24 protein-coding genes are annotated in these 22,003 nt (G+C 70.4%); 9 read left to right on the top strand and 15 right to left on the bottom strand.

The window, feature by feature from the left end; all coding sequences use genetic code 11:
* Positions 1–24: 24 nt before the first annotated feature.
* The 3 genes from ABGB18_RS30090 to ABGB18_RS30100 all read right to left on the bottom strand — a co-directional run bounded on the left by ABGB18_RS30090 (position 25) and on the right by ABGB18_RS30100 (position 2,083).
* Positions 25–471: a hypothetical protein gene (locus ABGB18_RS30090; protein ID WP_347698995.1), complete on the bottom strand. Its 447-nt coding sequence runs from the start codon at positions 469–471 to the stop codon at positions 25–27.
* Positions 468–1,004 carry a sigma-70 family RNA polymerase sigma factor gene (locus ABGB18_RS30095; protein WP_347698996.1) on the bottom strand — a complete coding sequence of 179 codons (537 nt, stop codon included), beginning with the start codon at positions 1,002–1,004 and terminating at the stop codon, positions 468–470. The genes ABGB18_RS30090 and ABGB18_RS30095 overlap by 4 nt, the downstream gene beginning before the upstream one ends.
* 71 nt (positions 1,005–1,075) lie before the next feature.
* Positions 1,076–2,083, bottom strand: a complete 1,008-nt coding sequence (locus tag ABGB18_RS30100) for a S8/S53 family peptidase (RefSeq protein ID WP_347698997.1) — start codon at positions 2,081–2,083, stop codon at positions 1,076–1,078.
* 176 nt (positions 2,084–2,259) lie between these two features.
* On the opposite strand from ABGB18_RS30100, the gene ABGB18_RS30105 reads away from it, so the two are divergent.
* Complete coding sequence (locus ABGB18_RS30105) at positions 2,260–2,754, top strand: DUF3145 domain-containing protein (protein ID WP_347698998.1); 495 nt, start codon at positions 2,260–2,262, stop codon at positions 2,752–2,754.
* 60 nt (positions 2,755–2,814) lie between these two features.
* On the opposite strand, the gene ABGB18_RS30110 is transcribed toward ABGB18_RS30105, so the two are convergent.
* The 9 genes from ABGB18_RS30110 to ABGB18_RS30150 all read right to left on the bottom strand — a co-directional run bounded on the left by ABGB18_RS30110 (position 2,815) and on the right by ABGB18_RS30150 (position 11,067).
* Positions 2,815–4,239: a carboxyl transferase domain-containing protein gene (locus ABGB18_RS30110; protein ID WP_347698999.1), complete on the bottom strand. Its 1,425-nt coding sequence runs from the start codon at positions 4,237–4,239 to the stop codon at positions 2,815–2,817.
* Positions 4,240–5,472, bottom strand: a complete 1,233-nt coding sequence (locus ABGB18_RS30115; RefSeq protein WP_347699000.1) for a beta-ketoacyl-[acyl-carrier-protein] synthase family protein — start codon at positions 5,470–5,472, stop codon at positions 4,240–4,242. It abuts the gene before it with no gap.
* A gap of 59 nt (positions 5,473–5,531) precedes the next feature.
* A complete protein-coding gene (locus tag ABGB18_RS30120) occupies positions 5,532–5,771 on the bottom strand; it encodes an acyl carrier protein (protein WP_347699001.1) in 240 nt (79 codons plus the stop codon).
* A gap of 87 nt (positions 5,772–5,858) precedes the next feature.
* Entirely contained in the window at positions 5,859–6,815 is a 957-nt protein-coding gene (locus ABGB18_RS30125) for a beta-ketoacyl-ACP synthase III (RefSeq protein ID WP_347699002.1), read from the bottom strand.
* On the bottom strand, positions 6,812–7,708 hold the full coding sequence (locus ABGB18_RS30130) for an ACP S-malonyltransferase (protein ID WP_347699003.1): 897 nt from the start codon (positions 7,706–7,708) through the stop codon (positions 6,812–6,814). The genes ABGB18_RS30125 and ABGB18_RS30130 overlap by 4 nt, the downstream gene beginning before the upstream one ends.
* A gap of 93 nt (positions 7,709–7,801) precedes the next feature.
* Positions 7,802–8,920, bottom strand: a complete 1,119-nt coding sequence (locus ABGB18_RS30135; RefSeq protein ID WP_347699038.1) for a helix-turn-helix domain-containing protein — start codon at positions 8,918–8,920, stop codon at positions 7,802–7,804.
* 129 nt (positions 8,921–9,049) lie between these two features.
* Positions 9,050–9,481, bottom strand: coding sequence for a DUF350 domain-containing protein (locus tag ABGB18_RS30140; RefSeq protein WP_347699004.1), 432 nt, complete (start codon positions 9,479–9,481; stop codon positions 9,050–9,052).
* Between the two features lie 38 nt (positions 9,482–9,519).
* Positions 9,520–10,665, bottom strand: a complete 1,146-nt coding sequence (locus ABGB18_RS30145) for a glutathionylspermidine synthase family protein (RefSeq protein ID WP_347699005.1) — start codon at positions 10,663–10,665, stop codon at positions 9,520–9,522.
* A gap of 3 nt (positions 10,666–10,668) precedes the next feature.
* Positions 10,669–11,067, bottom strand: a complete 399-nt coding sequence (locus ABGB18_RS30150; protein WP_347699006.1) for a hypothetical protein — start codon at positions 11,065–11,067, stop codon at positions 10,669–10,671.
* 98 nt (positions 11,068–11,165) lie between these two features.
* Between ABGB18_RS30150 and ABGB18_RS30155 the strand changes: the two genes are divergently transcribed.
* From ABGB18_RS30155 to ABGB18_RS30165, 3 genes are all read left to right on the top strand, one after another.
* Positions 11,166–12,212 (top strand): PHP domain-containing protein, encoded by a 1,047-nt coding sequence (locus tag ABGB18_RS30155; protein ID WP_347699007.1) that lies wholly within the window; start codon positions 11,166–11,168, stop codon positions 12,210–12,212.
* Between the two features lie 167 nt (positions 12,213–12,379).
* Entirely contained in the window at positions 12,380–13,108 is a 729-nt protein-coding gene (locus ABGB18_RS30160) for a YafY family protein (protein WP_347699008.1), read from the top strand.
* Positions 13,109–13,199: 91 nt separating this feature from the next.
* A complete protein-coding gene (locus ABGB18_RS30165) occupies positions 13,200–13,559 on the top strand; it encodes a VOC family protein (protein WP_347699009.1) in 360 nt (119 codons plus the stop codon).
* 281 nt (positions 13,560–13,840) lie between these two features.
* Here the strand turns inward: ABGB18_RS30165 and ABGB18_RS30170 are convergent, their stop codons facing one another.
* From ABGB18_RS30170 to aceE, 3 genes are all read right to left on the bottom strand, one after another.
* On the bottom strand, positions 13,841–14,602 hold the full coding sequence (locus tag ABGB18_RS30170) for a maleylpyruvate isomerase family mycothiol-dependent enzyme (RefSeq protein ID WP_347699010.1): 762 nt from the start codon (positions 14,600–14,602) through the stop codon (positions 13,841–13,843).
* Positions 14,603–14,641: 39 nt separating this feature from the next.
* On the bottom strand, positions 14,642–16,141 hold the full coding sequence (locus tag ABGB18_RS30175) for an alpha/beta hydrolase (RefSeq protein WP_347699011.1): 1,500 nt from the start codon (positions 16,139–16,141) through the stop codon (positions 14,642–14,644).
* 184 nt (positions 16,142–16,325) lie between these two features.
* Positions 16,326–19,073 carry a pyruvate dehydrogenase (acetyl-transferring), homodimeric type gene (gene aceE, locus ABGB18_RS30180; protein WP_347699012.1) on the bottom strand — a complete coding sequence of 916 codons (2,748 nt, stop codon included), beginning with the start codon at positions 19,071–19,073 and terminating at the stop codon, positions 16,326–16,328.
* A gap of 919 nt (positions 19,074–19,992) precedes the next feature.
* Between aceE and ABGB18_RS30185 the strand changes: the two genes are divergently transcribed.
* The 5 genes from ABGB18_RS30185 (at position 19,993) to ABGB18_RS30205 (ending at position 21,977) form a co-directional block, all read left to right on the top strand.
* Positions 19,993–20,166, top strand: coding sequence for a DUF1918 domain-containing protein (locus tag ABGB18_RS30185; protein ID WP_347699039.1), 174 nt, complete (start codon positions 19,993–19,995; stop codon positions 20,164–20,166).
* Positions 20,167–20,176: 10 nt separating this feature from the next.
* Entirely contained in the window at positions 20,177–20,584 is a 408-nt protein-coding gene (locus ABGB18_RS30190) for a secondary thiamine-phosphate synthase enzyme YjbQ (protein WP_347699013.1), read from the top strand.
* A gap of 118 nt (positions 20,585–20,702) precedes the next feature.
* Positions 20,703–21,131, top strand: a complete 429-nt coding sequence (locus ABGB18_RS30195; protein ID WP_347699014.1) for a DUF3052 domain-containing protein — start codon at positions 20,703–20,705, stop codon at positions 21,129–21,131.
* A gap of 30 nt (positions 21,132–21,161) precedes the next feature.
* A complete protein-coding gene (locus ABGB18_RS30200; protein ID WP_347699015.1) occupies positions 21,162–21,623 on the top strand; it encodes a peroxiredoxin in 462 nt (153 codons plus the stop codon).
* Between the two features lie 15 nt (positions 21,624–21,638).
* Positions 21,639–21,977: a hypothetical protein gene (locus ABGB18_RS30205; RefSeq protein ID WP_347699016.1), complete on the top strand. Its 339-nt coding sequence runs from the start codon at positions 21,639–21,641 to the stop codon at positions 21,975–21,977.
* The last annotated feature ends 26 nt before the right edge of the window (positions 21,978–22,003 follow it).

Raw genomic sequence — 22,003 nt, forward strand, 5'->3', positions numbered from 1 at the left:
CCGGCTGGTCAACAGGTGCGGGGGTCAGGGGCGGATACGCACCCACCTGGTCTGTACGGGTGCGTGACCCGGCCGGTGACACACCACGCTGAACCAGCCGGGAGGCAGGCCGGTCGCGATGAAGTGACCGGTGTGCGCGATGCGCGCGGTGAGCGTGAGATGCGGGGTCCTGACATCGACGAGAGCGCCCTCTCCTGGGTAGGGGGAAACCTGTCCCGCGACGTCGATGAGCCCGTCGCCCACCGTCACCTCCAGGTCGAAGGTGAGGCCGGCGGCGACGAAGCGCACCAGATGGGAACCGTCGTCGTCGCGGGTGCCGCGGATCGCGGCGCATTCGCTGAGGGCGGCGGTCACCGCTCGCGGGACCCGGAACCTGAAGAGGTCACGCGCGGCGGCGGACACGCGACCGGGGATCGGGTCGTTCCCGGCGGCCAGCCGGAGGGCTGCCAGGAAGTATTCGTCGTTGATCATTGCGCCATCTCCTGGGTTGAGATCAGAGTGCGCAGTTTCTCCAGGCAGCGGGCCCGGGTCGGGCCGACGCTGCCGATGGGGACGCCGAGCCGCGAGGCCATCTGCTGACTCCCGAGATCGATCGCGACCAGTTGGAGCAGGGTGCGGCAGGGCTCTTGCAGGGTGGAGACCGTCTTCCAGAGCAGGCGCCGGCCGTCGGCCTCCAATACGGCGGAAGCCGGGTCGGGGTCGTCGACGACCTCGAAGGAGGAGATCCCCGGGCGTTCCTTCCGCAACAACAGCAGGGACTCGTGGCGCACGGTCGTCATGAGCCAGGCGCCCACTCTCGCCGGATCTCTGATGCTCTCGAGCTGCTGGAGCAGGCGCAGCCAGGAACCCTGGACCGCGTCCGCGGCGTCGGCCGGGCTCAGGCCGCAGGCGCGGGCGACGGCCCACATCCGCGGCCCGAACCGGGACTCGAGCGCGTCCCAGGCCGACCGGTCGCCGTCGCCGGCGGCCAGCAGCAGCTCCGCCGGCTCGCGGGGATCGCTCACGCGGCCTCCCTTCGGCCGGTATGAGGGGCGATCATGCCTCCTCGTGATGAGCTGAGGACTGAGCGTAAACTCTACAGACTCGCCGGGAAGAGAACTCCCAGATCGCGAATTTGCCGGGGAGCGTCGAGCAGCCGCCTGGCCGCCTCCTTCACCGGCTCGTCCGCGGCCGCCCCGGCGATGGTCCCGGCCACCAGGGCGGTGGCGAACGACGTGCCGCTCCACGCCGCGTAGCCCGCGAACCCGCCGCCGGTGAGATAGCTGCTGGTCAGCCAGTCGCCGCGGGCGCAGGCGTCCACCCAGTCGCCGTAGCTCGAATACAGCGCCCGGCGCTCCTCGGCGGCGTCCAGGGCCGCCACGCCCACCACGCCGGGCAGCGCCGCGGGCCAGAACGGCCGGTCGGAGCCGTCGTTGCCGGCACAGGCCACCGCCACCGTGTCGGGCAGCGCGCCGAGGGCGTCGGCCAGCAGGAGCGGTGGCCGGTCGTCGAATGAGTGGCAGCCGAAGGACAGGTTGAGCACCTGCGGGGGGCGCTCGCGCATGCGGTGCAGGACGCGCACCACGGTGGCCTCGTCGCCGATCCCGTCGCCGTCGAGCACCCGGTGGACCCGCAGCGCCGCGCCGGGCGCCCGGCGCACCAGCAGGCCCGCGATGAACGTGCCGTGGCCCGCCTGCGAGCCCTCCGTGGCGTCGGCCTCGCCGGGGCCGAGGGCGTCGTACCAGTCGCCGCCCGACCACCACGGGTGCTTGGCGACACCGGTGTCGAGCAGGCCCACGACCACGCTGGAACGTGCCTTGCGCGGCTTGTGGGCGATGGGCGGCGCGGGGAACGGCCGGGACGCGGGACCGCCGAACCACAGGGGCTGGCCGCGGAGCACGTGGTTGGGGGAGGCCCTGAGACCCTGTTCCCGCAGGTCGGCCACCACCTGGCAGGGATCGACGCCGGCCGACAGGTGGATGACGCAGACGCCGTCCGCCTCCGACACCGCCTGGGTCCAGCGCGCCACGGCGGGGATCGCGGCCCGCTCGGTCAGCACCTGACCTGCCCGGATGAACGACTCGCCGACAGATTGAATTTCCATGAGCGGGGTGTTTCCCCCTGCTCGGCAAGCTTTCACACGCCACTCCCGCACCAACTTGGTATGGCCCCCCTCTGGTGCCGGATAGCGACCGACGGTAGTCTCTCCCTAGTCACTTGTGATCATCCCGATACGAGGCCGTTGGGGAAGGCGCACCTCGTACCGAAACGGGAGGTCCGGTGTCTGCTCGTGGCGTCCTTTACGTCCACTCGGCTCAGCCCGCGCTGTGCCCTCATATTGAATGGGCAGTCGCGGGTGTCCTTGGCGTGCCCGTAGACCTGACATGGACGCCGCAGCCCGCCGCGCCCAACGTCGTGCGCGCGCAGGCGGAATGGGAGGGCCGCCCGGGCATCGCCGCGGCCATCGCCTCCTCGCTCATGGGCTGGCAACGACTGAGATTCGAGATCACCGAGGACGCCTCGCCGGGGGTGGACGGCTCCCGGCACGCCTACACGCCGACGCTGGGCGCCTTCACGGCGGTCATCGGCGCCGCCGGCGACATCATGATCCCCGAGGACCGGCTGCGCACCGCGATGCTGGCGGCCGCCCAGGGGCGGTGCGCGCTGGAGGACGAGCTGGACAAGCTGCTCGGCCGGCCGTGGGACGAGGAGCTGGAGCCGTTCCGGTACGCGGGCGACGGCGCCCCGGTCCGCTGGCTGCACGCCGCCGTCTGAGGCGGGCGCACATGCGAAAGGCCCCGCGCCGTCGCCGGCGTGGGGCCTTGTCGCGGTCGATCAGAGGGGGATGTTGCCGTGGGCGCCGCGGGCCGGGGTGGCCTGGGCGAGCAGCCGGGCGATGGCGCCGCGGGTCTCCCGAGGCATGATCACCTCGTCGATGACCCCCAGGGCCTGCGCCCGCTCCAGGCCGCCGGCGAGCTTCTCGTGCTCCGCCGCCAGCCGCTGCTCCAGCTCGGCGCGCTCCTCCTCGGGCGTCGCGGCGAGCTCGCGCCGCTTGAGGACGCGGACGGCGGCCACCGGCCCCATGACCGCGACCTCGGTCGTCGGCCAGGCGAACACCTTGGTCGCGCCCAGGGCGCGGGAGTTCATCGCGACGTACGCCCCGCCGTACGCCTTCCTCGTCACCAGCGTGACCCGCGGCACCGAGGCCTCGGCGAAGGCGTGCAGCAGCTTGGCCCCCCGGCGCACCACTCCGTCGTGCTCCTGTCCCACACCCGGCAGGTAACCGGGCACGTCCACGAGGACCACCAGGGGCACCCCGAACGCGTCACACATGCGTACGAAGCGGGCGGCCTTCTCGGCGGACGTGGCGTCGAGGCAGCCGCCGAGCCGCAGCGGGTTGTTGGCGACCACCCCGACCGTCCGGCCGCCGAGGCGGCCCAGCGAGGTGACGATGTTCGGTGCCCACTTGGGGTGCAGCTCGATGCCGGGCTCGTCGAGCAGGCCGTTGACCAGCGGTTTGACGTCGTAGGCGCGGCGCGGGGACTCGGGCAGCAGCGAGGAGAAGTCCACCTCGCCGATCTCCCCCATGCGCACCCGGCCCTGGTGACCGAGGAGCGTGGCGAGCTGCCGCGCCTTGACGAACGCCTCGGTCTCGGACCCGGTGACGACGTGCGCGACGCCGCTGCGCCTGCTGTGCGGCTCGGGGCCGCCCAGCGACGCGCTGTCGACGTCCTCGCCGGTGACGCTGCGGACCACGTCGGGGCCCGTGACGAAGATGCGGCCGGAGTCGGCCAGGATGACCAGGTCGGTGAGCGCCGGCCCGTACGCGGCGCCGCCGGCGGCGGGGCCGACGACCACGGAGATCTGCGGCACGACGCCGGAGGCCTTGGTCATGGCGGCGAACACCCGGCCGACGGCGTGCAGCGACTCGACGCCTTCGGCGAGTCGCGCACCGCCGGAATGCCAGATCCCGATGACCGGCACCCGTTCACGGACGGCCACGTCGTAGGCGTGCACGATGTGCTCGCAGCCCTCGCTGCCCATCGCGCCGCCCTGGAAGCGGGCGTCACTGCAGAAGGCGACGACGGGGACACCCTCGACGCGGCCCATGGCGGCCAGCACGCCGCTCTTGTCGACGGAGGTGATGAGCCGCGGCGTGCCCTCGTCGAGCAGCGCGGTCAGCCGGACGACTGGATCACGGGGATCGCCGGACTCCTGTTCGGAGCTGCCGGCGGCGACCCGGTTGTCCAGCACGGTCATTCAGGCTCCCTTGAACACGACGGTCGCGTTGTGTCCACCGAATCCGAACGAGTTGTTGACCGCGGCGATGTCACCCTCCGGCAGCGTACGGTTCTCGCCGTAGACGAGATCCACCTCGATGCCGTCGTCGAGATCGTCGATGTTGATGGTGCGGGGGACGATCCGGTCCTGCAGCGCCTTGATCGTGAAGACGGACTCGATGCCGCCCGCGCCGCCCAGCAGATGGCCGGTCATGGACTTGGTCGAGGTGACCAGCGGGTGCGTGCCGATGGCCTTGGCCACCGCCTGCACCTCGACGACGTCGCCGGCGGGAGTGGAGGTCGCGTGCGCGTTGAGGTGCTTGACGTCCAGGCCGGAGACGTCGGCGTCGTTGAGCGCCTGCGTCATGGCCATGATGATGCCCCGGCCCTCGGGCTCGGGCTGGGTGATGTGGTGGGCGTCGGCGGAGTAGCCGACACCGGCGGCGTAGGCGTAGATCCGCGCGCCGCGGGCCCTGGCGTATTCCTCGGACTCCAGGACGATGATGCCCGCCCCCTCGCCGAGCACGAACCCGTCACGGCCGCGGTCCCAGGGCCGTGAGGCGCCCGCCGGGTCGTCGTTGCGCTTGGACATGGCCCGCGCGGCGGCGAAGGCGGCCATGTTGAGGCCGTGGATGGCGGCCTCGGTGCCACCGGCGACCACCACGTCGGCACGGCCTGACCTGATCATGTCCATCGCGTAGCCGATGGCCTCGGCCCCGGAGGCGCAGGCCGACACGGTGGCGTGCACGCCGGCCTGGGCGCGCAGGTCGATCCCGATCCAGGCGGCCGGGCCGTTGGGCATGAGCATCGGCACCGTGAACGGCGACAGCCTGTTCCAGCCGCGCTGCCGGTAGGTGTCGTAGGCGGTCAGTGTGGTCGAGATGCCGCCGATGCCGCTGGAGACCACCACGCCGAGCCGCTCGGGCGCCACCTCGGGGGCGCCCGCGTCCTGCCAGGCCTCCCTGGCGGCGACCAGCGCGAGCTGCTCGCTGCGGTCGAGGCGGCGAGCCTCAGGCGCGGGCAGGACCGTGGTCGGATCGACCGCTGCCGTCCCCGCGAACTTCACGGGGACGGTGTCGATCCAGTCCGTCGTCAGGGTCTCGACGCCCGACTGACCGGCGAGGAGCGCCGTCCAGGTCGAGGTGACGTCTCCACCGACGGGCGTCGTCGCGCCAAGCCCGGTGACGACGACACGTACCCGGTTCGCACTCACGTTTCGCGCTCCTTACTGGTCAGACTGGGACCTGACAGGTCAGGTGAGGTGGGAATCTCTTAGTTCTGGATGAAGTTGAGGACGTCCTTGACCGTCTTCAGGTTCTTGAGCTGGTCGTCGGGAATCTCGACGCCGAACTCGTCCTGGGCGGCCACGGCGATCTCGACCATGGACAGGGAGTCGATGTCGAGGTCGTCCACGAAGTTCTTCTCGGGGGTCACCTCGGACGCCGGGATGCCGGTGATCTCGTTGATGATCTTGCTGAGGTTCTCGAGGATGTCCTGGTCGGTGGCGGCCATGTCGCTATTTCTCCTTCTGGTTTCCTTGGTTCTGTGCGGACACGCCGCACAAGCTCTTACAGGTACGGCGGGCAACCGTACCGGATGTCAGGGAATCTCGATGACCTGGCCCGCGTAGGTCAGGCCCGCCCCGAAGCCGAGCACGAGCGCGAGACCGCCGGAGCGGACCTCGCCGCGCTCCAGCATGCGCGAGAGCGCCAGCGGGATGGAGGCGGCCGAGGTGTTGCCGGCCATGATGATGTCGCGGGCGATGGCGGCCTTGTCGGCGCCCAGCTTACGGGCGATGGCCTCGATGATGCGCAGGTTGGCCTGGTGCGGCACGAACGCCGCCAGCTCCGAGGGGTCCACCCCCGCGCGCTCACAGGCCTCGAGCGCCACCGGGTGCAGCGCGGTGGTGGCCCAGCGGAAGACGGTCTGACCCTCCTGGAAGAGGAAGGAGTCGCGGTCGCTGATGCTGATCGCCTCGGCCTTGTCACCGGAGCTGCCCCACACCACGGGGCCGATGCCGGGATTGTCGGAGGGACCCACCACCGCGGCGCCCGCGCCGTCGGCGAAGATCACGGCCGTGGACCGGTCGGTCCAGTCGACCCACTGCGACAGCTTCTCCGCGCCGATGACCAGCACGTGCCTGGCCGCGCCCCCGCGGACGGCGGCGCTGGCGGTGGCGAGCGCATAGCAGAACCCGGCGCAGGCGGCGTTGACGTCGAACGCGCCGGGCGAGTTGATGCCGAGGCGGTGGGCGACGACGGCGGAGGCGTTGGGGATCTGGGTCTCGAGCGTGCAGGTGGCCACGATGACCAGGTCGACGTCCTCGGGCGACAGGCCGCTCGCGGCCAGCGCCTTGCCACCGGCGATGGTGGCCATGTCCTCGACGGACTCCTCCTTGCCCGCGACCCGGCGCTGCTTGATGCCGACCCGGGACTGGATCCACTCGTCGTTGGTGTCCATGGTCTTGGCCAGATCGTCGTTGGTGACGATGTTCGACGGCTGGTAGTGGCCCAGGGCCAGCACTCTGCCGCCGGGGGCGATGTCCGGGATCCTCACTTCGTCAACTCCCTGGCCGCGTCGAGGTCGTCTGGTGTCTTCAGTGCCGCGGTCCGCACGCCGCGCAGGCCGCGCTTGGCCAGGCCGGTCAGCGTGCCGCCGGGCAGCAGCTCGATCATCTCGGTGACGCCGAGGCCCGCCATGGTCTCCATGCAGGCACCCCACCTGACGGGGCTGCTGACCTGCCTGACCAGGCGCTCGACGAACTCGGTGCCGGAGGGGACGGCCTGGCCGTCGGCGTTGGACAGCAGCGTGACCCCGGGGTCGGACGGCACGACCTGCCCGGCCGCCTCACGCAGGCTCTCCACCGCCGGGGCCATGTGGTGCGTGTGGAACGCGCCGGCCACGGAGAGCGGGATGAGCCGGGCACGCGCCGGCGGGTCCTCCTTGAAGGCCGCCAACTGCTCCAGCGTGCCGCCCGCGACGATCTGGCCGGCGCCGTTGACGTTGGCGGGGGTCAGGCCGTGCCGCTCGATGGCGGCCAGCACCTCCTCCTCGACGCCGCCGAGCACGGCGGTCATGCCGGTCTCGGTGACGGCGGCTGCCTTGGCCATGGCCTGGGCCCGGTCGCGAACGAGGCCGAGCGCCTCCTCCGGGGTGAGCACCCCGGCGAGCGCGGCGGCGGCGAACTCGCCGACGCTGTGGCCGGCGACCACGTCGGGCCGCACGCCGAGCACCTCCGCCGAGGCCAGCGCGGCCGCCACGAGCAGCGGCTGGGCGACGGCGGTGTCACGGATCTCGTCGGCGCCGGCGGTCGTGCCATAGGTGACCAGGTCCAGCCCGACGACCTCCGACCAGGCGCCGATCCTGTCCGCGACGCCGGGCAGCTCTAGCCAGGGAGTCAGGAAACCTGGTGTTTGGGCACCTTGGCCCGGAGCGACGAGTACAAGCACAAAATCCACCTTGCCCTGTAGAACTCCGACACGAGATGGAGATCCGTACGAACTTTGTGTCGCGTGTTTTGTAGGAAACCTACAGTGGGGATTTCAGGGCGGCCAGGTAACGGCGGCTTCGGAAAGCCTGCCGAGGATCAGGCCGACCTGCAGGGTGAAGGCGGAGCGGCCCTCCGTGGGCTGGTATCCGGTCAGCTCCGTGATCTTCTTCAGACGGTAGCGGACGGTGTTGGGGTGCACGAACAGCAGCCGTGCCGTCGCCTCCAGCGAGGTGCCCTGCTCCAGGTACGTGGCCAGCGTGTCGAGCAGCGGCGTGCCGGCGAGCGGCAGGTAGACGTTCTCGATGAGCTGCTCCCTGGCGTCAGTGTCACCGTCGAGCGCCCGCTCGGCCAGCAGGTCCTCCGCGTGCACCGGGCGGGGCGCGTCCGGCCAGCCGGAGGAGGCCTTCAGCCCGGCCAGCGCCGCCCTGGCGGAGCTGGCGGCGGCGTGCAGGTCGGCGACCTCCGGGCCGATGACGATGGGGCCCACGCCGAAGCGGGCCACGACCTGCCTGGCCGCGTCGTGGACGCTCTCGGCGCCGCCCACGATCACGATCAGCCGGTCGGCCTGCACCCCGGCCAGCAGGTCCATGCCGATGCGGCGGCCCTTCTCCCGCAGGCCGTCGATGACCGCCCGCGGGTCGCCCTCGGGGGCGTGGCCGGCGATGACGACCACGGGGGAGGAGGTCCAGCCGAGCGCGGCCGCCCAGGAGTGCAGGCCGTCGTCCACCTCGCCGCGTACGAGGGCGTCCACGATCAGCGCCTCCAGCCGGGCGTCCCACGACCCCCTGGCCTCGGCCTCCCTGGCGTAGACGTGGGCGGCGGCGAAGGCCACGTCGCGGGTGTAGCGCAGCATGGCCTGCTGGAGCTGGTCCTCGCCGCCCGGCGCGGCCAGCTCGTCGGTCTGCGCCTCGACCACCTCGACCACGACCCTGACGATGTCGACGGTCTGCTGCAGCGAGATCGACCGCTTGAGCTCGCGCGGGGCCGTGCCGAAGAACTCGATGCTGGGCGTGGGCCGGTCCTTGCCGGCGTGCTGGAACCACTCGACGAACGCGGCGATGCCGGCCTGGGCCACGAGCCCCACCCACGACCGGTCCTCGGCGCTGAGCGCGCGGAACCACGGAAGCTGCTCGTCCATGCGCGCCATCGCCGCCGTGCCGAGCGAGCCCATGGCCCGCTCAAGCCTGCGTGTGGTGTCCTCCCGGGTCCGGTCTGTCACGTCTCCTAGAGTGCCAGGTCCGTTCAGATGAGCTGAACCCCCTGCCCGGCCCCCATGCGGCGTCCGGGCGGAGGGGCGTGCTCAGATGACGGCGACGGCGGTGATCAGGCCGATGGCCACGTGGGTGACGGCCAGCAGGCGCGCGCCCGGCTGCAGATCCGGCTCCTTGACCAGGTCGCGGACCGAGATGCCGACGATCCGGTCGAACAGCAGCATCGCCACGGTCTGCACCACGATGCCGACCAGGCCGAAGACCGCGGTGCCCGCCAGCCCCTCCGCCAGCCGGCCGCCGGAGGACCAGATGGAGGCCGCCACGATCAGGCCGACCGCGGCCAGGGCCGAGGTGGCCAGCAGGGTGGCGTTCGGGTTGCGCTCGGTGCGGATGACCTCGCTCAGCTTGCCGGGGGTGGCCCAGTCGATCACGTAGAAACCGATGATCATCAGGAGCAGGCCGACGGCGGCGTACGCGGCGATGGCGCCGGCACCGCGGGCGAGGGTTTCGAGAAGGGTCACGGTCAGTTCCAATCGGGGGTGCGGTGAGTCAGGGTGGTTCAGTCGGCGATGCGGTGCGGGACGAACGAGGAGGTGTCGTCGGTGATGAAGCCGGTCGTCTCCCGGATGCCCAGCCCGGCGGCCGCGTCGGCGACCACCCAGGCGCCGAGCACGGGGCGCTGCCCCTCGAAGACGGGCAGCGCCTCGAAGCCCTGGAAGACGTAGCCTTCCTGACCGTAGACGCCGGGCGTCTCCTGGGTGCCTTCAGGGGTGACGATGCGCATCGAGGCGCCCTCCCTGCCCAGCAGCGGCTTGGCGATGTAGGAGGTCAGGTCGCGAGGTCCGTCGAGGTAGGCGGGCAGCAGGTTGGGATGGCCAGGATAGAGCTCCCACAGCAGGGCCAGCAGGGCCTTGTTGGACAGCAGCGTCTTCCACAGCGGCTCGATCCAGGTGGAGTGCCGTACGGCGTGCCGCCCGAACGGCTCGCCCAGCATCCACTCCCACGGATAGAGCTTGAACACCGAGCGGATCATCCGCTCCCCGACGTCCACGAAGCGGCGGTTGAGCGAGTCCCAGCCGATGTCCTCGACGGCGACGGCGACCGTCCGCAGGCCGGCCTGCTCGGCGGTGTCCTGCAGGTAGGCCACCGTCATGGCCTCCTCGCCCGTCTCGTCCATGTTGGTGAACGCGAAGTGCGTCGGCCCCGGCGGCAGTCTCAGCTCGCGCCAGCGGTCGATGAGCCGCTCGTGCAGGGAGTTCCACTGGTCGTCGGCCGGATGGACGTCCTGCAGCCAGAACCACTGCACGACCGACGACTCCACGAGGGCCGTGGGGGTGTCGGCGTTGTACTCCAGCATCTTGGCCGGGCCGGTGCCGTCGTAGCGCAGGTCGAAGCGGGCGTACACGTGCGGGTCGCGGCGCTCCCATGAGCGCGCCACGTCCTCCCACGCCCATTCGGGGATGGCGAAGTCGGCGAAGCGCCCGGTCGAGACCACGTGTTCGACCGTGCGCAGGCACATGTCGTGCAGCTCCTCGACCTGCTTCTCCAGCGCCTCGACCTCGTCCATCGAGAAGACGTAGTGGACCGACTCGTCCCAGTACGGCCGGTGCAGCCCGGACGGGTGGGCGGTGCGATGGTAGGCCAGGCCATGGCTCTCGATCGTCTTCTCCCAGCCCTGGCGGGGGGTGCCATGCTCACGGCGCACGCGTCAGCTCCCGCCGTAGCCGTGGCTGCCGAAGCCGCCGCGCTGGATCTGCTTGCCCGCGCGAGTGGTGATGTTCGTGTCGGACGGCCGGTAGGTGGTGCCGCCGTGCACGGTGTTGCCGGTCCTGGTGCCGCCGTAATACCAGTGGTACGCGCCGCGCGACCCGCTGTAGTGGTAACTGCCGTCGTCGTCATCGTCGCAGTAGTCGTCGTCCACGACCTGGTAGGTGCCGTCCGCTAACTGGATGACGCAGTCCGCGGTGACGTCGTCGTCGTCGTTCTCGGCGATGATCCACGCTCCGACCAGCATCACGGACAGGACGCCGACGATGGTCAGCGGCACGGCCTTGGACGACTTGCGCGGTTGCGTCGAGTGGTCGTGGTGGTGCGACGGTATTGCCATCAAGATCCTGCTTTCATGGGCCGAACAGCCTATCGGCGGCCCTGCTCCCCGTTCAATGATGGTCGGCTGTTGTCTTGCCATGGGGTATGAATCGGCTTATGGAACCGGTTGAGGCTCTGCGCGAGATCGCCTTCCTGCTGGAGCGCGCCGGAGAGCCCACATATCGGGTGCGGGCCTTTCGTCGTGCCTCCTCGGTCGTCGCGGATCTGCCCCCTGACGAGCTGGCGCGGTTGTCCCGCACCGGCGGGCTCGGCGACCTGCCCGGCATCGGTAAGGTCACCACACTCGTGATCAACGAAGCACTGGCTGGTGAGGTTCCGACATATTTGCGCCGGATGCGAGCCACCGAGGGCGTCCAGCTCGACGAGGCGGCGGCCGCGCTGCGGGCGGCGCTGAAAGGCGACCTGCACAGCCATTCGGACTGGTCGGACGGGGGGTCGCCGATCGAGGAGATGGCGGAGGCGGCGATCGGACTGGGGCATGAATACTGGGCGCTGACCGACCACTCGCCCCGGCTGAAGGTGGCCAGGGGGCTGCCGGCCGAGCGGCTGGAGCGGCAACTGGAGGTGGTGGGCAAGCTGAACGAGCGGCTGGCCCCGTTCCGGATCCTGACCGGCATCGAGGTGGACATCAATCCCGACGGCTCGCTCGACCAGTCGCCCGACCTGCTGGAGCGGCTGGACGTGGTGGTGGCCAGCGCGCACTCGCAGTTGCGCATGGCCAGCGCGGACATGACCCGCCGGATGGTCACCGCCATAGCCAACCCGCTGGTGGACGTGCTGGGGCACTGCACGGGGCGGGTGGTGCGGGCCGGGGGCGAGCGCGGGGCGCGGCGGCCGGAGTCGTCCTTCGAGGCGGAGCTGGTCTTCGAGGCCTGCCGGCGGTTCGGGGTGGCGGTGGAGGTCAACTCGCGGCCCGACCGGCTCGATCCGCCGAAGCGGCTGATGCGGCTGGCGTACGAGATGGGGTGCGTCTTCGCGATCGACTCCGACGCGCACGCGCCCGGGCAGCTCGACTGGCAGCGGTACGGGTGCGAGCGGACGGCCCTGTGCGGGATCGAGGCGGACCGGGTCGTGAACACCTGGCCGCTCGACCGGCTCCTCGCGTGGACCCGGAGGGAGGAGGACACGCCGGACCCGGCGTGAGCCCCGGGCAGGGCTGTCGGGCAGGGGTGTCGGCCTGGGTTCGCTGCGGGGGTGGCGGTTGAGGTGGTGGCTCGGGCGGGATGGCACGGTGGCGGGGTGGATAGACGGGGGTGGCGGGGCCGGCGGGTGCCGCGCGAATGTCGGTGGCGCGGCGTAACGTCGCGAATGTGAACCGTACCGACCGGCTCTACGCGCTCGTCGAGGACCTGCGCGCGATCTCACCCCGCTGCCGCTCCGCCCGTGAGCTGGCCGAGCGGTTCGAGGTGAGCGTGCGCACCATCGAGCGCGACATCACCGCGTTACAGGAGTCGGGGGTGCCGATCTACGCGGAGCCGGGGCGCAAGGGCGGTTACGCCATCGACAAGACGATGTCCCTCCCGCCGCTCAACTTCACCCCGGCCGAGGCGGTGGCCATCGCGGTGGCGCTCAGCCGGGCCGGTGACCAGCCGTTCGGCCGGCAGGCGCGCAGCGCCTTACGCAAGGTGGTGGCCGCGATGCCGGGCACCGAGGGCGACCTGGCCAGGGAGCTGGCCCGGCGGGTGCAGCTCGTTCACCTGCCGCCCGAGCAGGGCGCCGAGATCCAGCCGCTGGGCGCGGAGGGCATCTCACGGGCGATCGAGGACGCGCTGCTCCGCCGCCGGGTGCTCAGGCTCGACTACGCCGACGCCAAGGGGGCGCTGACCTCCCGCGACGTCGAGCCGGGGGTGTTCCTGGGCGGCCGGGGCGGGTTCTGGTATCTGGTGGCCTGGTGCCGCCTGCGCGAGGACGTGCGGGTCTTCCGCCTCGACCGCATCGCCGCCGCCACCGTCACCGCTGAGCGCTGCCCCGACCGGCCGCTCGAAGGCTTCGCCCCCGACGTGCCCGAGATGATCGTTCACGGCACCCTCCTGGACTGAATCGCTCGAAAAGTCAATCGAAAACACCGACATAGGGTTGTCGCCTACGCGTTAGATCGTTGTCCTGTTCTAAAAACAAGGGAGACGAACGATGGACAACACGGTGACCTGGTTCGAGGTCGCGACCGACGACCCCGAAGGTGCCGAGCAGTTCTACGGCGGATTGTTCGGGTGGGCCTTCACCCGCGACGACGGGCCGATGGACTACCGGATGATCGGCTATCCGGGCGGCGCGCAGCCGGCCGGAGGGCTGTTCAACACCAAGGGTGAGTTCCCGGGGCACGCCGTCTTCCATGTTCGTGTGGCCGATGTCGAGGAGACCTGCGCCAGGAGCGAGTCGCTGGGCGGCAAGGTGGTCACGAAGGTGATCGGCGAAGGTGCGGGCACCGACTTCGCCTACCTGCGTGACAGGTCGGGCAACCTCTTCGGCGTCTTCCACCAGAGGGGGTGAGCCGGTTGCGCGCCGGGGAGAGCACCTTCCCCGCCGACCCGGGCGCGCCGCCGGGCCGCTCCTGGGGAGCGGTTCACCCGCACGCCCTGGACACGCCGCCGATCGCCGAGCGGCGGCGCGTCCAGGGCCGGGCGCATGAATCCGGGTACATGAATCCGGGCGCACGAAGGCCCGGCATTGGAAGTCCCGGCACTGAAAGACACGGCACAGGAAGGCCGGATGCGCGGAAGCCGGCCGCCGTCAGGCCTTGACGGCAGCCGCCGCGGAGGCAGGGGTCTCCGTCAGAGTGCGGCCGTCGTCAGCCAGCGGTTCAGCAGGTCGTGGTCGCCGTACACGGTGAGCGCGTCGGGGGAGCGGCGGCCGTACAGGAGCAGGAGCAGGTCGCGGACCGGGCCCCGCACGGCCGCGTCACCCCTGGCGTGGCCACGGTCCCAGGTGATCTTCCCGGCGGGACCCTGGGTGATGGTCCACTCGCCGGCGGTGTCGCCGGCGGTGTCGGTGGCGTGGAGGTGGATCGTGGCCCCCTCCAGGCCGGCCTTCGCCAGCGCCCGGGTGACCCAGACGGCTGACGGCAGGTTGTGCAGGAGCTCTTCGATCCCGTCGATCGCGGTCTCCGCCGGGACCACCGGGTCGATGCCGAGCGCGAGTTCGGCGTCGGCCCGGTGGATCACCAGCTCGAAGTGCATCCGGCGGGGCCACCAGGACGCCCGCCTGTCGGGGCCCCAGGTCCACACCTCCATCTCGGGATCGGTGACCCGCAGCGTGTCGAGCAGCTCGGCCGCCCCCGCCAGGAGCCAGTCGGCGTCGCCGCTGCGGCCCTCGGCCAGGTCACTGGGCACCTGGGCCGACCAGATCCGCTCCTGGACCCGGCCGCGCAGCACGTGGACCGCCCAGCGGTGCAGCCGGCCGACGTGGGTGACCAGCTCTGCCATCGTCCATTCCGGGCATGTGGGCACCGGGACGGACAGGTCGCCCGCCAGGGCCGCGAGACGTGCGGTCTCCTGCTCGATGAGCGAGATCCGCGATCGGTAGTCGGTCGTCACACGGCCCACCCTAAGCCGCCGGGCACCGCCTGTCCCAGGCTAGGCGGCCGGGCAGGTGGAGCCCTTCGCCGGCACCTTGCCCTCGATGAGGTAGCTGTCCACGAGGCCCCGGATGCACTTGCTGCCCGACAGGTAGGCTCCGTGCCCCTCACCCTCGTACGTCACCAGCGTCGCGGTCTTGAGCTGGGAGGTCAGCCGCGGCGCCCACTCGTACGGCGTGGCAGGGTCGCCCTTGCCGCCCACCACCAGGATCGGCCCCGACCCGGTGGCGTCCACGTGCCGCGCCTCGTTGCTGCCCTTGACCGGCCACACCCGGCACAACCCGCCCGAGCCCTCGCTGCCGAACAGCGGCGAGATCCGCATCGCGGCCGCCTCGGTCTTCCGCAGCTCGGCCTGGGAGGGGCGTTCGGCCGTGTCCACGCAGGTGATGGCCGGGAAACTGGTCATCTGCGTCGAGTAGCTGCCGTTCTCGCTGCGCCCGGTGTAGGAGTCGGACAGGTACATCAGTCCCTGGCCGCGGCCCTTGAGAGCCTCCCCGAGCGCCTGCTCCAGGAACGGCCAGGTCAGCTCCGAGTAGAGGGCGGCGGCCACGCCGGTGGAGGCCAGGCCCTGGGTCAGGTCGCGGCCGCCGACCTTCAGCGGCTTGGCGGCGACGTCGTTCATCAGCCTGGCGACGTTCGCGTTGGCGGTGGCCACGTCCTTGCCGACGGCGCAGGAGCCGTCCTTGACGCACGCGCGCAGGAAGCTCTCGTAGGCCTGCTGGAATCCGCGGGTCTGGGCCAGCGTGCGCTGCTCGAAGGTGACTGTGGGGTCGAGTGGCGCGTCGAGCACCATGCGGCCCACGCTCCGGGGGAACAGGGTGGCGTAGACGCCGCCGAGCTGGGTGCCGTACGACATGCCGACGTAGTTGAGCTTGGGGTCGCCCACGGCGGCGCGGATGCGGTCCATGTCACGGGCGGCGTTCACGGTGCCGATGTAGGGCAGGATCTTGCCGGAGTCCTGCTGGCACAGCGCGGCGAACTCCTTGTTGGCCTGCTCGCTCTCCCGGTGCGTCTCCTCGTTGGGCGGCAACGTGTCCAGCGAGGTGAACGCGTCCAGCTCGGCGCCGCTGCCGCAACGCACCCCGGAGCTGCGCTCGACGCCGCGCGGGTCGAAGCTGACCAGGTCGTAGCGGGTGCGCATCGTGGCGAGCGCCTTGGCGGCCTGGTCGAGCGTGTCGACGCCGGAGGCGCCGGGACCGCCGAAGTTGAACACGATCGAGCCGAGCGGCTTGCTCTTGCCGGTGGTGGGCAGCTTGATCAGCGCCAGCTCCAGCGTGCCGCCGTCGGGCTTGGTGTAGTCCAGCGGCACGCTCAGCTTCCCGCACCGCACGGAGGGGTCCTGGCGAGCGGGCGGCGCGCCGTCGGGACGCTTGAGGTCGGTGCACGGACCCCAGGACACCTGCTCGGGTGCGGTGGTGGCGTCGGCGGCGGGCTCGGCGGGTGCGGTGGAACAACCGGCGGCCGTCACGACCAGGGCGGCGGCTAGAACGCGGCGCATAACTGAAAGTCCCCTCATGTCTCAGGGGGAAGTAGTGCCCACAATACGTGAGCCTGCACCAAACCTGGGTGAGGCGGCACGTACCCCTCCTGAACGTGCCGCCTCACAGGCCGAACAGCGCGGGCGGTCCAACATGACGGCGCTCCCGCGCAGAACATTCGCGGGAGCGCCGTTCATGTCTGACTCAGACGCCCATCGATTGCGTGTCGTTGCTCTCGGCGCCGCCCGCCTCGGTGACGCCGTTCTTGAGGTGGTAGCGGGCGATGGCCTCACGCAGCACCTCGCCGTCGAGCTCGCCCTGCTTGACCAGGCTGGTCAGCACGGCCAGCGTGATCGAGGCCGCGTCCACGTGGAAGTGGCGGCGCAGCGCCGAACGGGTGTCGGACAGGCCGAACCCGTCGGTGCCCAGCGAGGACCAGTCACCCGGCACCCACTGCGCGATCTGGTCCTGCACGGCCTTCATGTAGTCGCTGACGCCCACGAACGGCCCGCGCGCGTGCGACAGCGCCTGGGTCACGTACGGGACGCGCCGCTCGGCGTCCGGGTTGAGCAGGTTGTGCTCCTCGCAGGCCAGGGCCTCACGGCGGAGCTCGGACCACGACGTCGCCGACCACACGTCGGCCGACACGCCCCAGTCCGCGGCCAGCAGCCGCTGCGCCTCCATGGCCCACGGGCCCGCCACGCCGGAGGACAGGATGTTGGCCTTGGGGCCCTGCGTCTGGGGGCCTGCGGCGAACTTGTACAGGCCCTTGAGCAGCCCCGCCACGTCGAGGTGCGCGGGCTGCGCCGGCTGCAGGTAGGGCTCGTTGTAGACGGTCAGGTAGTAGAAGACGTCCTCGGGCTGGTCGCCGTACATCCTCCGCAGGCCGTCCTTGACGATGTGGGCCACCTCGAACGCCCAGGACGGGTCGTAGGAGACGGCGGCCGGGTTCGTCGAGGCGATGAGCGGCGTCTGGCCGTCCTCGTGCTGCAGCCCCTCGCCGTTGAGCGTGGTGCGGCCCGCGGTGGCGCCCAGCAGGAAGCCGCGGCCCATCTGGTCGCCCATCTGCCACATCTGGTCGCCGGTGCGCTGCCACCCGAACATCGAGTAGAAGATGTAGATCGGGATCATGTGCTCGCCGTGCGTGGCGTAGGAGGTGCCGGCCGCGATGGCCGAGGCCATCGAGCCCGACTCGCTGATGCCCTCGTGCAGGATCTGCCCCTGCACGGCCTCCTTGTACGACAGCAGCAACTCCCGGTCGACGGCCTCGTAGGTCTGGCCGTGCGGCGAGTAGATCTTGGCCGTCGGGAACATGGCGTCCATGCCGAAGGTCCGGGCCTCGTCCGGGATGATCGGCACGAACCGGTGGCCGATCTCCTTGTCCCGCATGAGGTCCTTCAGCAGCCGTACGAACGCCATCGTGGTGGCCACCTGCTGCTTGCCCGACCCCTTGCCGAAGGTGCCGTAGACCTCGTCGCCGGGCAGTTTGACCGGCTTGGCGCGCATGACCCGCTTGGGCAGCACGCCGCCGAGGGCCGCGCGGCGCTCCTTCATGTACTGGATCTCGGGGTCGTTCTCGCCCGGGTGGAAGTAGGGCGGCAGCTCGCCTTCCAGCGCCGAGTCCGGGATCGGCAGGTAGAGCCGGTCGCGGAACTCCTTGAGCTCGGCCTTGGTGAGCTTCTTCATCTGGTGCGTGGCGTTGCGCGCCTCGAAGTCCTTGCCCAGCGTCCAGCCCTTGATGGTCTGGGCGAGGATCACGGTCGGCTGGCCGACGTGCTCGCGGGCCGCCTTGAAGGCCGCGTAGACCTTGCGGTAGTCGTGGCCGCCGCGCGACAGCTTGCGGATGTCGTCGTCGGTCAGGTGCTCGACCATCTTGCGCAGGCGCGGGTCGCCGCCGAAGAAGTGCTCGCGGATGTACTCGCCGGACTCGACGGAGTAGGTCTGGAACTGGCCGTCGGGGGTGGTGTTCATCTGGTTGACCAGCACGCCGTCGACGTCGGCGGCGAGCAGCGGGTCCCAGTCACGGCCCCAGACGACCTTGATGACGTTCCAGCCGGCGCCGCGGAAGTAGGACTCCAGCTCCTGGATGATCTTGCCGTTGCCGCGGACCGGGCCGTCCAGCCGCTGCAGGTTGCAGTTGATCACGAAGGTGAGGTTGTCGAGCTCCTCGCGGGCGGCCAGGCCGATCGCGCCGAGCGACTCGGGCTCGTCCATCTCGCCGTCGCCCAGGAACGCCCACACGTGGCTGCGGCTGGTGTCCTTGATCTGGCGGTTGAGCAGATAGCGGTTGAACCGCGCCTGGTAGATCGCGCTGATCGGCCCCAGACCCATGGAGACGGTGGGGAACTCCCAGAATTCCGGCATGAGCCGCGGGTGCGGGTAGGAGGGCAGGCCGCGGAAGCCGTGCGACAGCTCCTGGCGGAACGCGTCGAGCTGGCTCTCGTTGAGGCGGCCTTCGAGGAAGGCGCGGGCGTAGATCCCCGGCGCGGCGTGACCCTGGAAGAACACCTGGTCACCCGACTCGCCGTGGTCCTTGCCGCGGAAGAAGTGGTTGAAGCCCACTTCGTAGAGTGAGGCGGCCGAGGCGTAAGTGGCGATGTGGCCGCCGACGTTGGTGCGGGCGTTGGCCCTGGACACCATGATGGCCGCGTTCCAGCGGATGTAGGCGCGGATGCGGCGCTCGACGTGCTCGTCACCCGGGAACCATGGCTCGCGCTCCGGCGGGATCGTGTTGATGTAGTCGGTGCTGCGCAGGCCTGGCACGCCGACCTGGTGCTCACGCGCCCTCTCCAGCATGCGCAGCATCAGGTAGCGGGCCCTGGCGCGGCCCTCGGTCTTGACGACGTTGTCGAGAGACTCGAGCCACTCGTTGGTCTCACTGGGATCGACATCAGGCAGTTGGCTGGGTAGGCCGTCGCTGATGATCGAGAAACGCTGGCGTCCGGAAGCCACTGGGTCTCGCCTTCCGAGGATGACTGATGTCTGGTCTTGGGTCGCCTTCCATCCTGGTCGCTAGTCGTAGAAAACGCATCTCTACTGGCTAGTAACCAGGGTGTCCCCACTGGCAGGGGTCCTCCCGGTGGCCTAGACCACCGATGGTAGGACGAATTGCCACAAAGGTTACAGCGCGGGAGCAATTTAACAAGACCGGAAAACGAACGAAATTTCGCTCAAATGCGGTGGCCTTCTGCCTCCGGACGCCGCGGGCGTACCTCACCCCTCCCCCGAACAGGGGAGGTTCTCACCCGCGCTGGCGCGATGCGCCCGCACGGCGCGGGAGGTGACCCGCTCACCCCCTGCCGGAGGGAGAAGATGGCTGGCCTGGGTGCGATCGGCCGGGCCGAGCTTGGCCGGACGTGGCTCTTGACCGTCTCCCTGTCCATGCTCGGCTCCCCGGCGATCTCCGAGTTCGACCGTCCCAGCGGGACGGCGCGCACCGCCTCCACCCCCCCGGTCGACCGCGGACGTCTTGGACAGGTACGACGATGGCCAAGGCCGAGCGGCACCACGCCCGGCCGCAACCCCCGCGGCCCACGCGCCGGGGTCGGCGGCCGGCAGGCGGGTGACCCCCCAGGCTGAGCATGGTCGCGTCCTTGCTCGCCTGCTCCTGGAGCGCGGCGGCCAGGTCGGCGTCGGCCCGGGGACCAGGCCGAGGCCGACGATCACGGCCTCGGCCGGCAGTGCCGCGGTGGCGGTGACGAGTACGTAGGACGCCGCCATCCGGCCGCGGAGCCCGAATCGCCACATCCGCGCAGCGTAACGTTTTGGTCATCTTTTTTGCCCTCCCGAGCGGAGGAGCAAAAAATCACCCTAGTTGTGATTTGGTCTTTTCCCCCGGCTTTCGGCGTACCAATCTGGAGGTATGAATGCGATGGTTGGAGACCGGCTCCTGGTCCACGCGAATACCGTGGGCGAAAGGGACCGGGGCGGAGTAATCACGGAGGTCCAGGGCCTCGACGGCGGGCCCCCCTACGTGGTGCGGTTCGACGACGGGCACACTGGGCTGGTGTTTCCCGGCCCCGATGCCGTCGTCCTGCCAAAGTAAGATTTCGTCTGTGAGATCCGAAATCATCTCCGTGTCCACGGGTTCACGAGAGACGGTGCACGACATCACGGCCGAATGCGCCGACTTCGTGCGTGCGCAGGGCGAGGACGGGCTGCTGCACGTCTTCGTGCCGCACGCGACCGCCGGCGTCGCGCTGCTGGAGCTGGGCTCGGGCAGCGACGATGACCTGGTGGCCGCGTTGCGCGATATGCTGCCCGCCGACGACCGGTGGCGTCACGTCCACGGTTCGCGCGGTCACGGCAGGTCGCACGTCATGCCGGCGTTCATCCCGCCGTACGCCACCATCCCCGTGCTGGGCGGGCGAATGGCGTTGGGAACCTGGCAATCGGTCGCACTCGTTGATCTGAACATCGACAACCCGCAACGCCAGGTTCGCCTGTCGTTTTTGTCTGATTGATTCTGGCCGACTACGGCCGTACCCGTGGCGACCGTTGACGACTGAGGGTCACAGCGTGTGGACTGTGCCGAAGCGATAAACCGCATAGAGCGGGGCCACTCAAGCAGGAGGGATAAACGTGAGCGCGACCGCGGGTCAGGCGCAGGGCGAGCGCGGCCTGGCCGAACGACTCGGCCTCAAGCCGGGTCAGGTGGTGCAGGAGATCGGTTGGGACGAGGATGTCGACGACGAGCTTCGCGACTCCATCGAGGACCTGACCGGTAACGAGCTGCTGGACGAGGAGAGCGACGACGTCGTCGACGTGGTGCTGCTGTGGTGGCGCGACGGGGACGGGGACCTGTTCGACGCCCTCACCGTAGCCATGCGAGCACTCGCCGAGGGCGGCCAGATCTGGCTGCTGACTCCCAAGGCCGGGCGCGAGGGCCACGTGGAGCCGAGCGACATAGGGGAGGATGCCGCTTCGGCGGGTCTCTCGCAGACCAGCAGCATCTCAGCCGCACCCGATTGGTCCGGCACCAGGCTCGTCACGCCCAAGGGCCGCCGGTAAGGGGAGCCCGAGCGCCTGCCGTACGGCAGGATGGTGGCTGTGAACGCACATCCTGCCGAGGTCGGCGCCCTGGCTCCGGATTTCGAGCTGCAGGACCAGCACGGCACACCGGTGAGGCTGTCCCGGTTCCGGGGCGGCAGAGTCGTGCTGGTCTTCTATCCGCTGGCCTTCAGCGGGACCTGTCACAGTGAGCTGTCGGCATTGCGCGATCAGTCACTCGACGCGCAGGTGCTGACGGTCTCCGTCGACTCCGTCTTCACGCACCGTGCCTGGGCGGATCGGGAGGGTTACGCGTTCCCGCTGCTCTCTGACTTCTGGCCACACGGACAGGTCGCGCGGGCGTACGGTGTGTTCGATGATGCGAAGGGGTTCGCACGTCGGGGGACCTTCATCATCGACGGCGAGGGCGTGATCCGGTGGTCGGTGGTCCATCCGGTCTCCACGGCACGTGACGTCGCCGGCTACGTCAAGGCACTCGCCGACATTTCTTGACCTTCGGAGGGAACGATGCCCTGCTACCGGTGCGGGGCCCGGCAGACCGACCCGGTGCGCGGCGCCAGCCCGTGGCAGCGCGGGGTGCGCAACGAGTCCCAGGTGTTGATCTGCCCGGACTGTCAACGGCTGCATGACCTCGACCTCGACTCCTGCGGGACCTGCGGGTCCACCGCGCTCATCTGCCGGCTGGGGGAGGTGGAATGCCGGTCCTGCGGGGCGGTGCGACCGGCACGCTCGGACGACACCGCCGTCACCGACTCGGCCGAGGCAGCGATACCGTCGACGCCCACGGCGCCCGGGCTCTCGGCGGAGGTGGAGGCGGCGCTCAACCGGGTGCTGGGGCGGGCCTGAGGGCCTGCCGGCGGCGTCGGGCGTTT

It is taken from the genome of Nonomuraea sp. B12E4 (assembly GCF_039871825.1).
Taxonomy (GTDB): Bacteria; Actinomycetota; Actinomycetes; order Streptosporangiales; family Streptosporangiaceae; genus Nonomuraea.